Here is a 14,249-nt window from a genome sequence, read left to right as displayed (position 1 = left end):
ATCTCACCAATTGCCATCGGAAGGGGGCAAGGAACGCTCGGGCGGGTGGAGGACGTACACGATGCCGCCGCTGCCCGAGCTCCGGAGCCAGACGTTCTCGAACGCGGCCCGCGGATAGACCCGGCGCACGTCGGCGTCGTTCGGCGCGGCCGGGTCGTTGACGACGACGTCGCCCTCGGCGGTGAAACCGGTGACGACCATGATGTGCCCGCCCGAGGAGTAGCCGGACCCTGGCAGCTCGTGCGCCTTGAACGACAGCGACACGATCACCGGGATCCCCGCCCGCACGAACAGGTCCAGCTCGGCGGCCGACCGCAGCCTGGTCACGAACCCGGCCAGCCCGAACCGGCCCGCGTAGGCCACGTTGAACGGCCAGTTGCCGGTCCCCTGGTAACTGTGGTCGAACGTGCCGCGCGCGGCGTGGTCGACCACCGGACTGGGGTCGCCGGCCACCACCCAGGCCAGCTCCTCGGGACCGGGACCGCGACCCCAGAACCCGAGGACCATCGCCACCGAGGCGGGGCTGCACCAGTTGGCGCCGCCGCCGTCGAGCTCCGGATGGTGACCGGTGTGCGTGTACTGAGAGTGCCGGGGCACCACCAGTTCGACGGCTCCGGCCGTACCCGGAAGGCTCGGGACCGGGGGACCCTGGGAGAGGGCGGAGGCCATCACGCCCAGGCAGTCCACGCGCGCGCCCGCGCCGTGCGGCGTGACCCGCACCCGGTAGGCCGTGACCGGCCGGCGCGCCACGAACGTGTCGACCGCCACGTCGCCGTCCTCGTCACCCTGGCCGGGGAAGGAGGTGCGGATCTCGTCGTGCTCGGCCCAGTGGCCCATGACGTACCACTTCGACTGCTCGCCCGTCGCGAGCCTGACCTGCAGCTCCACCTCGATCCACGTGCCCGGCGGGGTCCGCGCGGTCCACGAGGCGACGAGCTGGGTCGCGGTGAAGCCGATCGGGTGTTCCGGGCTGGTCCATGAGGTCAATGGGGTGGCGGGCACGGCGAAGCGGGCGAAGGCGACGCGGGCCGGGTCCACGGTGAGCACCGGACCCATTGTGGTTTCGCACCGGTTGTCGCGCATCGGAAGGTTTACGTACTGCGGTGATCTTGTCGGTGGTGATCTCTAATGTTCCGGCCATGACTCAAGCAGTGCAGGCGTATTCCTCCCTGCTCTCCGATGGCAGACCCGCTCTCTCGACCTCCGGTGGGACGGCGTTATCCGGCTCCCGGACCCGGCTCGGCCCTGAGGACCGGCCGTGAGCGGTTGGGAGGTCGTCGAGCAGGCCATCGCCACCCGTGACGCGGTCAAGGTCGCGGAGATCGTGCTCGGGCTCGACGATCAGGACAGGAAGGAGGTGGCCCGGCGGCTGCCCGGCCACCTGTTGCCGCTGATCTTCGAGGCGGAAGGCGTGGGCATGGCGCTGGCCGATCCGCCCATGCGGGACAGCTGGTCGGCGTTGCTGGCGGAGCTCCAGCGCGAGGGCATGATCGACCGGGAGCTGCTGCTCGCCGGCTGCGTCCGCCGCTTCCTGCGCGGCGGCCAGGCCGCTGACCTGCGCTTCTTCGCCCGGCTGCACGAGCTCGTCGAGCCCGCCCACGCCGAGGTCGCGGCGCGGGCCCACGACTACCTGCGGCTGCTGCCCGCCGCGCCACCTGTGGTCGCCGAGCTGGCGTTACGGCACCTGCGCCGCCTCGACACGCTCGACCCCGCCGACGTGGCCGAGGCCCTGCGGGCGCTGCTGTTCAGGCCCGAGCGCAAGCTGGTGTCGGTCGGGCTGAGCTGGCTCGACCAAGCCGTCCGCGACGCCGCTGACGATGCCGACGACTACGCCCTGGCCCTGGCGTACGCCTTCGCGTGCGACGCCCCCGACCTCCAGGAGCGGGCCGTACGGCTCGCGCTCAAGCACGCCGCCCGATTCACCTCCGCGGGCGCCGAGGTGATCCGTGACGCGCTCGGGCTGCTCCCGCCGGACCTCGGCGAACAACTCGTGACGGTGTTCGGCGGTCAGGTTCCGGCCGACGAGGACGACGACGGCTTCATGCCCGTGCCGCTGCCCGCGTCTCCCCAGGAGAACGCCGGTTTCCCGCTGATCGGTGACATCCGGGAACTGGGCGCCTTCCCCGAGCGCGAGGACTGGCAGGGCGCGGAGCGGTGGCTGGAGGGGTTCGTCCGGTTCTGCACCGACGACCGTGGCCTGCTCCGCTCCGTCCTGGCCCGCTGGACGAGCTGGCCGACCCGCCTGGACGTGCAGCCGGAGTGGCGCTACCTGGACCAGTGGTCCGAGGCGATGGCCAGGCAGATCGTCACGCCCGAGACCTGGCTCGGGTGGTCGTCGTCGTTGCTGCCGTCGCCCGTGCGGGTGTCGCCGCCGCACCTGTTCCTGCTGCGGCGCTGGGCCGAGGTCCACGCCGCGCTGCGGGCGGGCACGCTGCCGCCGTACCTGCTGGCGACCCCCACGAGCGGCACCGGGCACCTGGATCCCGGCGTGCTGGTCGACCGGCTCGACGGCTACGAACGTACCGGCGCCAAGGTCATGGACGCCGACCTGTGGCAGGCGCTCCTGCGACTGCCCCGCTCGGTCGCGCCCGAGGTGGCGGCGCGGGCGGGCGGGCTGACGTCCACAGCGGGCGTCACGGCCGCCCGCTGGATGAGCGGCGGCCGGCCCGTGCCGGTGACCGCCGTCGAGTGGACTCGGGGGTCCACCACCTACACCGGCGACCGCGAGCCCGCCGGCGGGAAGCATCCCGACCTCGTGCCCAGGATCGCCCTCCCGTGCGGTGAGTCGGGTCCGCTCGGTCTCTCACGTGCTGAGTCGGGTCCGCCCGGTCTCGCGGATGGCGAGTCGGGGCCGCTTCCTCCCTCGTACGGTGGGTTCGGGCCGCTCCGTGATCTGCTCGACGATCCGAGCGCGTCGCGGCGGGACGGTCACGGCGTCTACCTGTCGTGGTGGCCCGCCGTTCTGCCGTCGGACCGGGAGGCGGTGGTGTTGCACTGCCTGCCGTTCCTGCTCTACCAGTGGAACGCGCCCGGGGTGGAGCCGGACATGCTCTGGGCGCTGGCCCGAGCCGGTGGGCCGGCGGGTGAGGGGGTCGCGCTGCTCCTGGCGTACTTCCTGGTCGAACGGAACTCCTGGGCGGGCGGGAAGCAGCCCAACGAGGGGGTCCGGGTGCTGGTCGAGATGGCCGGGCGGGGCGACCTGCCCGCCGCCGAGGTGGGGCGGCAGCTCGCGCTGCTCTTGCGCAGGGCCTGGTACAAGCTGAGCGCGGTGGCCGAGTCGCTGGAGAGCGCGGCTCGGCATGGGGCGCATCGGGAGGTGTGGGAGGTGGTGGCCGGGTTCCTGGCCGTCTACCTTCCGGGGCCAGGGGAGCGGGCGCGCACCGCCCACACGCAGGCGCTCGGCTTCGCCGTACGTGCGGCGTCGTGGGCGGGGGCGCGGGGTGAGCTGCCGTGCGTCGCGGAGATCGCGCGACGCAAGGGGAGCAGCGGCTTCGTCCGCGAAGCGCGCCGCCTCCACGCCCGCCTCACCTGAACCGGCTCGCCAGAGTCGGCTCGACGTCGGGCTCGCCTGATCTCCCCGCCCGCGCGCCCGGCCGGGGCGTGTCGCCTCGGCCGGGCGCGCGGGTGAGGGGTCAGAGGTACAGGCCGGTGGATTCGCCCTCGGCGGCGGGGGGGATCGCGCGGCCCGAGCGGAGCGCGTACAGCTCCGCCAGCGTGGCGCCCGACGGGCCGACGCCCTCGGACGAGCCGAGCCAGCCGACCGCCTCGTTCCTGGTCAGCGGGCCGATCTCGATCTGGGCCAGGCACCGGCCCGGACGTACGACGGCGGGGTGCAGCCGGGTCAGGTCCTCGTTCGTGGTGATCGCCACCAGCACGTCACGGCCCTGTCCCAGCAAGCCGTCGGTGAGGTTCAGCAGCCGCGACAGCCCCTGGCCCGTCTGGGCCTTGGCGGAGGAGCTGATCAGCTCGTCGCAGTCCTCCAGCACGAGCAGCCGCCACCGCTGCGCCTCCTCGTCGGTGTCGTACCCGACCGCCACCTCCATCAGGTAGCCCGGCTCGTTGAACAGGCGCTCCGGATCGAGTACGCAGTCCACCTGGCACCAGTCCTGCCACTGCTTGGCCAGCGAGCGCAGCAGCGTGGTCTTGCCCGTGCCCGGCGGGCCGTGCAGCAGGACGAGGCGGCCGCCGACGTCGGCCGGGGTGACCGCCATCAGGCTGTCGAGCGAGCCGCGTACGCGGGCGGAGTAGTTGCCGCTGATCTCGTCCCAGGGCGAAGCGGTGATCGGCTTCTCGGAGCGGGTGCCGCCGTGCGCGCCGCGCCACCAGAAGCCCATCTCGACGTGGTCGGTGTCGGGCTCCGGCTCCTCGGCGCCCTCGGTGCACTCCTTCAGCACGGAGCGGGCCAGCTCGTCGCTGACCGCCGTGACACTGACGGTCGCGGTGCGGTTGCGGTGCCGGATGACCCGCAGGGTCCAGCCGTCGCCACAGATCAGGCTCGACACGGAGCCGTCCTGCACCTGCGCGGTGCGTACGGTCCTGCCCTGCTCGGGGCGGAGCGCGGCGTCGGGGCGTACGCGCTCCAGGTTGGCCAGGCGGGACCAGGGCTGGACGCCGGTCGCGAACGGCGACAAGGCCAGAGCGTCGATGACGTCGATGGCGGAGTCGGCGTCGTCGATCCAGATGTTCATCGGGAGCTCAGGGGAGTCCGGGCTGGGGAACGGCACCTCCTTAATCACAGACATAACAGTAATGATCCAGGTTCGCGGCCCGGTCTGTCGACGGCATTTGCGCAATTCCAGAGGTATTGCTGGCGCTCCGGGTGTCAGCCCTTGCTGAGGTCTCCGGTCTCCTCGACGAGGCCGGGCCCCGGTACGTCGCGCCAGATGTAGGCGAGCTTGCCGCCGTCGAGCGTGAGCCAGACCGTGCCGGCGATGCAGTCGATCGTGTCGGGCTGGAGGGAGAAGGTGAGCTTCGTCCCGGTCAGCTTCGTCAGTGTGATCTTGCCGGTGCAGCTGGTGGCGCTGTCCTTCTGGCCCCATGAGGCGGTGGACTGACCGGTCTTCAGATCGATCGTGATGGTGGCGCCGTCGGAGTCGATCGGGTTCGTGGAGGTGATGCGGCCGGACCACTTGCCGGCGAACGTGGCAGGGATCTTCAGCGAGCCGCTTTGAGGTTTCGTCTCGGTGGTGGTCTTCTCGGTAGCGGTGCTCGTGGGTTCCTGAGCGGTGCTGCTCTGGCTCGGCGCGGGGGTCGAGGACGTGTGGGCCGTGGCGCCGGTCGGGGCGCGGTTGATCCACAGGAGGGTGCCTCCCGCCGCCCCCAGGGCCAGCACGGCCGCCACCGCGCCGACCAGCAGGCCACGCGAGCGGTTCCGCTTGGAGACGTCCGTGGTGAGCGCCGCGGCTCGTGGTCCCGTACGTTCCCCAGGGCCGGTATCGAGGGGTCCGGCAGGGACGCCCGGTCTCCCGGTGGCCTGACCCTGAAAACCGGTGGCACCCGGCCTCCCGGGAGGCTGACCCGGAAGACCGGCGGCCCCCTGCCTGTCGGTGGCCTGGCCGGCAGGGACGCCCGGCGCAGGGGAAGGCGGGGTCGACATCGGATTGACCAGGGAGACCATCAGGTCGCGGGCCGTGGGCCGGTGCGTGGGGTCCTTCGCCAGGCACGAGGCCATCAGCCCCCGCAGCCGGGGCGGCAGCTCCGACAGGTCCGGGTCCGCGTGCAGGACCCGGTGCAGCACCGCGGGCACCGTGTCCGCGCCGAACGGGCTGCGACCGGTCGCCGCGAACACCATCGTCGCCGCCCACGCGAACACGTCCGACGCGGGGGAGGCGGGCGAGCCGGCGATCTGCTCGGGCGACAGGTAGGCGGGCGTCCCGATCAGTCCCGAGGTCAGTGTCGCCGCGCCCTCCGCCCTGGCGATGCCGAAGTCCACCACCCGGGGCCCGTCCGGGCCGAGCAGGACGTTGGCCGGCTTGAAGTCGCGGTGCACGATGCCCGCCGCGTGGATGGCGGCCAGGGCCGTGGCGGTGCCGACCACCAGGCGTTCCAGCTCGCCGCCGCGCAGCGGGCCGCGTTCGCGGGCGCGCTCGGCCAGCGACAGGCCCTCGACGAATTCGCTCACGACGTAGGGCCGCGGCCCGTCGATCGAGGCGTTCAGCACGCGCGCCGTACAGAAGGAGGCGATGCTCTCCAATGCGTCGAGCTCCCGCGCCAGCCGTGCGCGGGTCTCCTCGTCACCGGTGCTGAGCAGCTTGATCGCGACCGCCTCGCCGTCGCGGGAGTGCGCCAGGTAGACGACGCCCTGCCCGCCCTTGCCGAGCCGCCCGGCCAGACGGTACGCGCCCAGCGACGCCGGGTCGTCCGGGGTCAGGGGGGTCGCCATGGCGGATACGTTACCGCTCGTCATGCATCTGTATAGATAGCCCGGTACCTTGTGTCCTCGATCGAAAATGTCCTTGATCGAATCACTGCGTACGTGGGGGTTTCTGGGGTGGCGAGGGTGACGTTCCGCGAGCGGGCGCGGTACTGGTTCGACAACACCATGTCGAAGGGCACGGCCTCACTGATCGGCTGGCTGGCCGTGGTGTCGGTCGGGCTCATCGTGGTGGTCGCCGGGCTCACTCTCTGGCTGGCCCCGGAGGAGCCCGAGGGCGTCGGCGGCGCCGGCCACGTGGTGTGGATCGCGCTCATGCACGCGCTCACCCCGAGCAAGGTCGCCAGCGACAAGGGGTCGGTCGCCTATATGGCGGTGATGTTCGCCGGGTCGCTCGGCGGCATCTTCGTCGTCAGCATGCTCGTCGGCCTACTGTCCAACGGCCTCAAGCAGAAGGTCGACCGGCTGCGCAGGGGCCGCTCCCGCATCGTCGAGTCCGGGCACACGGTGGTGCTCGGCTGGTCGGACCAGGTGTTCACGATCGTCGCCGAGCTGGCCAAGGCGCATGCCAGCCAGCCGGGCTCGGTCATCGCCGTACTGGCCGAACGCGACAAGCTGGCCATGGAGGAGGACATCCGCGAGAACATCGGCGACCTGGGCAGGACCCGCCTGGTCTGCCGTACGGGAAGGCCCACCGAGTCGCGTGACCTCAACCTGATGAACCTGGCCGCCGCCCGGTCCGTCGTCGTGCTCTCACCCGACGGCGAGGACCCCGACGCGCACGTCATCAAGATCCTGCTCGCCCTGGCCAAGCGCCAGGGCACCCGCCCGCCGGTGGTCGCCGCCATCGCCGCCAGCCGCAACATCGCCGCGGCCCGCCTGGCCGGCGGCAAGGACGTGCACCTGGTCGACTCCGACGACACCGCCGCCCGGCTCATCGTCCAGTCCTCGCGGCAGTCGGGCATGTCCGTCGTCTGCATGGACCTGCTGAACTTCGACGGCGGCGAGATCTACCTGCGCGCCGGGACGGAGCTGGCGGGCAGCACGTACGGCGACGCGCAGCACGCCTACGAGACGGCCACGGTCATCGGCCTGCGCCGGCCCACCGGAGTCGTCCTGAACCCGGCCATGGACACCGTCGTCGAGGCCGCCGACCACATCATCGTCATCGCCCACGACGACTCCGCCATCCGGCTCGCCACCGGCGAGCCCACTCTTGACGAGAGCGCGATCGCCGTCGCCGGCCACTCCCCGCTCGAACCCGAGCGCACGCTCCTGCTCAATTGGAACGGCCGGGCCGACCAGATCGTCCACTACCTCGACGCCTACGTGGCCCCCGGCTCCGTCCTGGAGATCGCCGCCGACCACCCCAAGGCCGGGACCGGCCTGGCGGACCTGGTCAACCTCACCGTGAACGTCAAGGAATGCGACACCACGGACCGGTACGCGCTCGAATCCCTCGGTGTCGGCCTCTTCCAGCACGTCATCGTCCTGTCGGACGACCGTTTCAAGCCGCACCACGCCGACACCCGCACGCTCATGACGCTGCTGCAGCTGCGCGACATGCAGAGCGCGATGGGCGAGCACTACTCGATCGTCAGCGAGATGCACGACGAGAACAACCGCGCGCTCGCGGAGGTGACCGAGGCCGACGACATCGTGATCAGCGACACGGTGATCGGCCTCCTGCTGGCCCAGCTGGCGGAGAACCGCCACCTGGCGGACGTCTTCGGCTACCTGTTCGACTCGCGCGGTTCGGAGATCTACCCGCGCCCCGCCGGCTCGTACGTGGCCTCGGGTACGCGGGTCACGTTCTCGACGGTCATCGAGGCGGCGCGCCGCAGAGGCGAGACGGCCATCGGCTACCGCGACACCTCGGCGCTCAACATCCCGCCGCACTACGGCATCGTCCTCAACCCGCCGAAGTCCCAGCCCATCGTGCTGAACCGGCAGGACGCGGTGATCGTCCTGGCCGAGCGCTGAACCCGGGTGACGGCGCGGACTTGCCTGGAAGGCTACGGTTTGGGCGTGAGGACGATTGACTGGGTAGACGGCGCGGTCGAGCTGGTGGATCAGACGCGCCTGCCGGACGAGTGCGTCATGCTGCGGATCGAGACCGTCGCGGACCTGATCGACGCCATCCGGCGGCTGGCCGTACGCGGGGCGCCCGCGCTCGGCGTGGCCGGGGCGCTCGGCGTCGTGCTGGCGGCCGGTGACCAGGACGCCATAGCCAGGCTGCGCGCGGCCCGGCCCACCGCCGTGAACCTCGCCTGGGGCGTCGACCAGGCCGCCACGCACCTGCCCAAGGGGCCGCAGGCCGTGCTCAAGGCCGCGCTGCGGATCCGCGACGACGACATCGCCGCGTGCGAGGCGATGGGCCGGCGCGGTGCCGACCTGCTCGAAGGCGACCGGCTGCGCATCATGACCGTGTGCAACACCGGCGGTCTGGCGGCCGTCGAACGGGGCACCGCGCTCGGGGTCGTCCAGACGCTGCACGAGCGCGGGCGGCTGGCCGAGGTGCTCGCCCTGGAGACCCGTCCCCTGCTGCAGGGGGCCCGGCTCACCACCTGGGAGCTCGGCAGGATGGGCGCGCCGCACCGGCTCGTCGCCGACTCCGCCGGGCCGTACCTGCTGGCCAAGGGGGACATCGACGCGGTGCTCATCGGCGCCGACCGCATCGCCGCCAACGGCGACACCGCCAACAAGATCGGCTCGTACGCGCTGGCGCTCGGCGCGGAACGGGCCGGGGTACCGTTCATCGTCGTCGCGCCCGAGACCACCATCGACCAGGCCACTCCCTCGGGCCGGCAGATCGAGATCGAGGACAGAGGCGCCGACGAGATCGTCTCCATCAGGGGCATGCGGGTGGCGCCCGAGGGCACGCGGGCGCTGAACCCGGCGTTCGACGTGACCCCGCACGACCTCATCACCGCGATCGTCACCGACAAAAGGGTGATCAGACCCTAAGAACATCAAAAATCCAGATCTACCAACCTTTCCGCGCACTCCGGGCTACGCTCAGTGGTCACATTCCCCTACCCCCGGAGACACAAGGTGGCCATTGACCTCGTGTTACGGCGTGACTGGCACGCCCGTGCGCCACACGGTGACTACACACAGCTCGACTCCACCAAAGGAGTGAAGGTCCACTACACGGGCGGCCGGGTCGAGCCGGGCATCGTCGCCGACCACGCGGGCTGTGTGTCGCTGGTGCAGTCCATTCAGGGCTTCCACATGGACGGCAACGGCTGGATCGACATCGGCTACTCGTTCGTGGCGTGTCCGCACCGGAAGGTGTTCGAGGGGCGGGGGCTGCATCACTTACCGGCGGCCAACGGGGCCGGGCTCAACTCGGGCCATTACGCCGTGCTCGGCCTGGTCGGCAACGCCGGGCTGGTGGAGCCGCCCGACGGCCTGCTCAACGGCATCCTGGACGCGGTCGACTACGTCCGGGAACGCGGCAAGGCGGGCAAGGAGATCAAGGGACACCGGGACGGCTACTCGACCGACTGTCCGGGCGAGCCCCTCTACGCGTGGGTCAAGCGCGGCGCGCCCCGGCCGGGTGGCGGCGGCGGTGGGCCCGACCTGCCGACGGCGCCGCCGTTCCCCGGGCGGCTGCTCAAGTACCCGCCGGTGACGCAGGGCGAGGACGTGCGTACGTGGCAGCAGCAGATGAAGGTACGCGGCTGGGAGATCGAGGTCGACGGCGCCTACGGCAGCGCCTCGCGCGACGTGTGCCGTCGTTTCCAGCGCAGTGTGAGCATCGACGACGACGGCATCGTCGGTCCGACCACCTGGCGGCTGAGCTGGGAGGCACCGCTGCCCTGACAGTGGGGTCGGTCAGGGGCGAACCCGGGGTTCCTCGTCCAACAGGGCAACGCCTACTATCCGAACATGCATCTGGTAGCGGGTTTTCCCCCCACCAATCGGGATGACTGGCGGGCGCTGGCGCTTGAGGTCCTGCGTAAGACGGGTGTCGAAGCCGGGTCGCCCGAAGAGGCGCTGTCCAGCATCACGTACGACGGGGTGAGGCTCGCGCCGCTCTACGACGCCGCCGATCTCCCCAAGACCCTGAGGAAGGGCGCCCCTGGGGCGCGCGCCGGGTGGGATGTGCGGCAGCGGCACGCCGTGGCCGACCCCGAGGCCGTACTGGCCGATCTGGAGCACGGTGTCACCTCGCTCTGGCTGGTCCTGGGCGCCGGCGCGATCCCGGTCGGGCGGCTCGCCGACCTGCTGCGGGAGGTCCTTCTGGACCTCGCGCCGATCGTCCTGGAAGCCGGGCCCGAGGTCCGGGAGGCCGCCGAGACCCTGTTCGGGCTGGCGGCGGAGCGTGGCGTCTCGCCGACGGGCAACCTGGGCGCCTCGATCGGTACGGCGGGCCGGGACACGACGGCCGAGCTGGCGGCGCGGTGCGCGCAGGGCTTCCCCGGGATGCGGGCCGTCCTGCTGGACGCCACGCCCTACCACGACGCGGGCGGGAGCGACGCCGACGAGCTCGGCTGCTCGATCGCGCTGGGCGTCGAGCACCTGCGCGCGCTCACCGGTGCGGGGCTCAGCGTCGAGCAGGCGTTCGGGCAGCTGGAGTTCCGTTACGCCGTCACCGACGACCAGTTCGCCGCCATCGCCAAGCTGCGGGCCGCCCGTACGCTCTGGGCGCGGGTGGCCGAGGTGTGCGGGGCGGCGGACGGCGGGCAGCGGCAGCACGCGGTGACGAGCTCCGCCATGATGACCGCTCGCGACCCCTGGGTGAACCTGCTCCGCACCACCATCGCCTGCTTCGCCGCCGGAGTGGGGGGCGCGGACGCGGTGACCGTGCAGCCGTTCGACGCGTGCCTGGGGGCGCCGGACGCGTTCGCCCGGCGGATGGCGCGCAACACGCAGGCGCTGCTGCTGGAGGAGGCCGGGGCCGGCCGGGTGGCCGACCCGGCGGCCGGCTCCTGGTACGTCGAGCGCCGCACCGCCGACCTGGCCGACCGCGCCTGGGCCTGGTTCCAGGAGATCGAGGCCGCCGGGGGGATCACAGCGGCGTCCGGTCTGGTCGCCGAGCGGATCGCGGAGACCAGGCAACGCCGCGCCGACGACATCGCCCACCGGCGCTTCCCGATCACCGGCGTGAGCGAGTTCCCCCACCTCGACGAGAAACCGGTCCGCCGGAGCCCCGGCGACGGAGCCGCGCTCGCGGGGGAGAGTCCCGGGGGCAGCGCGCTCGCGGGGGAGAGCGCCGAGGATGGGGGCGCGGTCGCGGACGAGAGTCCCGGGGATGAGGGCGTGCCTGCGGGGGAGGGGTTGCCGCGGATTCGGTACGCGCGGGAGTTCGAGGCGCTGCGGGATCTCGCCGACGCGCAGCCGGAGCGGCCCGTGGTGTTCCTGGCCACCTTCGGACCCGTCGCCGCCCACACGGCCCGCGCCGCGTTCGCCGCGAACCTGTTCCAGGCGGGCGGCCTGGCCACCCAGACCGCCGGACCGGGGACCGACCCCGACCAGATCGCCACCGCCTTCGCCGTCAGCGGGAGCGACGTGGCCTGCCTGTGCTCCAGCGACAAGATGTACGGACTGCACGCCGAGGCGGTCGCCGCCGCGCTGAGACGGGCGGGCGCGAAAAAGATCTGGCTGGCGGGGAAGGGGAGTTACGAAGGCGTCGACGACCGCCTCTACGCCGGGTGCGACGCGCTCGCCGTGCTCCGCACGACCTTCGACGACCTGGAGGTGACGCGATGATCCCGGACTTCTCGGCCATCCCACTGACCGACCCGACTTCCACCGAGCCCGCTCAGCCCGCCATAGATGCCGCCGAGGTCTGGGAGACGCCCGAGGGGATCGGGGTCAAGCCGGTCTACACGGCCGGCGACCTCGACGGGCTCGACTTCCTGCGGACCTATCCGGGCGCCGCGCCGTACCTGCGCGGCCCCTATCCGACCATGTACGTCAACCAGCCCTGGACGATCCGCCAGTACGCGGGCTTCTCCACGGCCGAGGACTCCAACGCCTTCTACCGCCGCAACCTGGCCGCCGGGCAGAAGGGCCTGTCGGTGGCGTTCGACCTGGCCACGCACCGGGGCTACGACTCCGACCATCCGCGGGTCGCCGGTGACGTGGGCATGGCCGGGGTGGCGATCGACTCGATCTATGACATGCGGCAGCTGTTCGACGGGATCCCGCTCGACCGGATGTCGGTGTCGATGACCATGAACGGCGCGGTCCTGCCCGTACTGGCGCTCTACATCGTGGCGGCCGAGGAGCAGGGGGTGGCGCCCGAGCAGCTGGCCGGGACCATCCAGAACGACATCCTCAAAGAGTTCATGGTCCGCAACACCTACATTTATCCGCCAGGCCCATCGATGCGGATAATTTCGGATATTTTCGCGTTTACCAGTGAAAAGATGCCGAAGTTTAATTCCATCAGTATCTCCGGCTATCACATCCAGGAGGCCGGGGCCACCTGCGACCTCGAACTCGCCTACACCCTGGCCGACGGGGTCGAATACCTGCGGGCAGGCGTCGCCGCCGGGATGGACGTCGACAGGTTCGCGCCCAGGCTGTCGTTCTTCTGGTGCATCGGCATGAACTTCTTCATGGAGGTCGCCAAACTCCGGGCCGCCCGCCTCCTGTGGGCGAACCTCGTTTCCGGATTTAACGCGAAAAATCCGAAATCTCTGAGTCTCCGTACCCACTCCCAGACCTCCGGCTGGTCCCTCACCGCGCAGGACCCGTTCAACAACGTCGCCCGTACGTGCGTCGAGGCCATGGCCGCCACCCAGGGCCACACCCAGTCCCTGCACACCAACGCCCTCGACGAGGCGCTCGCGCTGCCCACCGACTTCTCCGCCCGGATCGCCCGCAACACCCAGCTCCTCCTCCAGCAGGAGTCGGGCACCACCCAGGTGATCGACCCGTGGGGCGGCTCCTACTACGTCGAACGCCTCACCCACGATCTCGCCGAACGCGCCTGGGCCCACATCCAGGAGGTCGAGGCCGCCGGCGGCATGGCCCGCGCCATCGAGGCCGGGCTGCCCAAGCTCCGCATCGAGGAGGCCGCGGCCCGCGCCCAGGCCCGCATCGACTCGGGCCGCCAGCCCGTGATCGGCGTGAACAAGTACCGCACCGACGCCGACGAGCCGATCGAGGTGCTCAAGGTCGACAACAGCGCCGTACGGGCGCAGCAGCTCGACAAACTGCGCAGGCTGCGGGCCGAACGCGATGGCGGCGCCGTGGCCCGCGCGCTCGACGCCCTGACGAAGGCAGCCGGCGAGCCCACCCCCGGTCTCGAACACAACCTGCTCAAACTGGCGGTCGACGCCGCCCGCGCCAAGGCGACCGTGGGCGAGATCTCCGACGCGCTGGAGCGGGTCTTCGGGCGCCACGCGGAGCAGGTCCGTACCATCTCCGGCGTGTATCGCGACGAGGCGGGCCCGGCCGCCAACATCGAGCGGGTACGCCGGGCGAGCGCCGACTTCGAGCGCGCCGAGGGCCGTCGCCCGCGCATCCTGGTGGCCAAGATGGGCCAGGACGGCCACGACCGCGGCCAGAAGGTGATCGCCACCGCGTTCGCCGACCTGGGGTTCGACGTGGACGTCGGCCCGCTGTTCCAGACGCCGGAGGAGGTGGCGCGGCAGGCCGTCGAGGCGGACGTGCACATCGTCGGTGTGTCCTCGCTGGCGGCCGGGCACCTGACCCTGGTGCCCGCGCTCAGGCAGGCACTGGCGGCGCTGGGCGCGGACGACGTGATGATCGTGGTCGGCGGCGTCGTCCCGCCGGGCGACTTCGACGAACTGCGCGCGGCCGGCGCCTCGGCGATCTTCCCTCCCGGTACGGTGATCGCCGACGCCGCCCTGGACCTGCTGACGGAGCTCGCGTCCCGCCTGGGGCACTGACCCGG

Annotated in this window: 9 protein-coding genes; 6 read left to right on the top strand and 3 right to left on the bottom strand. The window is 71.6% G+C overall.

The window, feature by feature from the left end; genetic code table 11:
• Positions 1-3: 3 nt before the first annotated feature.
• The gene (locus tag ACQP2T_RS37775) at positions 4-1,056 is read right to left on the bottom strand and encodes a C39 family peptidase (RefSeq protein WP_433509676.1); all 1,053 of its coding nucleotides are present in this window, start codon (positions 1,054-1,056) and stop codon (positions 4-6) included.
• Positions 1,057-1,258: 202 nt separating this feature from the next.
• Here ACQP2T_RS37775 and ACQP2T_RS37770 point away from each other — a divergent pair, with 202 nt between their 5' ends.
• The gene (locus ACQP2T_RS37770) at positions 1,259-3,532 is read left to right on the top strand and encodes a DUF6493 family protein (protein ID WP_433509675.1); all 2,274 of its coding nucleotides are present in this window, start codon (positions 1,259-1,261) and stop codon (positions 3,530-3,532) included.
• A gap of 100 nt (positions 3,533-3,632) precedes the next feature.
• On the opposite strand, the gene ACQP2T_RS37765 is transcribed toward ACQP2T_RS37770, so the two are convergent.
• Together ACQP2T_RS37765 and ACQP2T_RS37760 are read right to left on the bottom strand one after the other, a co-directional pair.
• Entirely contained in the window at positions 3,633-4,742 is a 1,110-nt protein-coding gene (locus ACQP2T_RS37765; RefSeq protein ID WP_433509674.1) for a DUF5925 domain-containing protein, read from the bottom strand.
• An 80-nt stretch (positions 4,743-4,822) separates the two neighbouring features.
• Positions 4,823-6,382: a serine/threonine protein kinase gene (locus ACQP2T_RS37760; protein WP_433509673.1), complete on the bottom strand. Its 1,560-nt coding sequence runs from the start codon at positions 6,380-6,382 to the stop codon at positions 4,823-4,825.
• A 108-nt stretch (positions 6,383-6,490) separates the two neighbouring features.
• On the opposite strand from ACQP2T_RS37760, the gene ACQP2T_RS37755 reads away from it, so the two are divergent.
• The 5 genes from ACQP2T_RS37755 to scpA all read left to right on the top strand — a co-directional run bounded on the left by ACQP2T_RS37755 (position 6,491) and on the right by scpA (position 14,244).
• On the top strand, positions 6,491-8,356 hold the full coding sequence (locus ACQP2T_RS37755) for a CASTOR/POLLUX-related putative ion channel (protein WP_433509672.1): 1,866 nt from the start codon (positions 6,491-6,493) through the stop codon (positions 8,354-8,356).
• 45 nt (positions 8,357-8,401) lie between these two features.
• Positions 8,402-9,340: an S-methyl-5-thioribose-1-phosphate isomerase gene (gene mtnA / locus ACQP2T_RS37750; protein ID WP_433509671.1), complete on the top strand. Its 939-nt coding sequence runs from the start codon at positions 8,402-8,404 to the stop codon at positions 9,338-9,340.
• A gap of 87 nt (positions 9,341-9,427) precedes the next feature.
• Entirely contained in the window at positions 9,428-10,201 is a 774-nt protein-coding gene (locus ACQP2T_RS37745; RefSeq protein ID WP_433509670.1) for a peptidoglycan recognition protein family protein, read from the top strand.
• A 66-nt stretch (positions 10,202-10,267) separates the two neighbouring features.
• Positions 10,268-12,091 carry a methylmalonyl-CoA mutase subunit beta gene (locus ACQP2T_RS37740; RefSeq protein ID WP_433509669.1) on the top strand — a complete coding sequence of 608 codons (1,824 nt, stop codon included), beginning with the start codon at positions 10,268-10,270 and terminating at the stop codon, positions 12,089-12,091.
• Positions 12,088-14,244, top strand: a complete 2,157-nt coding sequence (gene scpA, locus ACQP2T_RS37735) for a methylmalonyl-CoA mutase (RefSeq protein ID WP_433509668.1) — start codon at positions 12,088-12,090, stop codon at positions 14,242-14,244. The genes ACQP2T_RS37740 and scpA overlap by 4 nt, the downstream gene beginning before the upstream one ends.
• The last annotated feature ends 5 nt before the right edge of the window (positions 14,245-14,249 follow it).

It is taken from the genome of Nonomuraea sp. CA-143628, assembly GCF_050942315.1.
Classification (GTDB): Bacteria; Actinomycetota; Actinomycetes; order Streptosporangiales; family Streptosporangiaceae; genus Nonomuraea.
The sequence above is the reverse complement of the archived record's forward strand: the minus strand, read 5'-3'. Positions and strand labels throughout refer to the sequence as shown.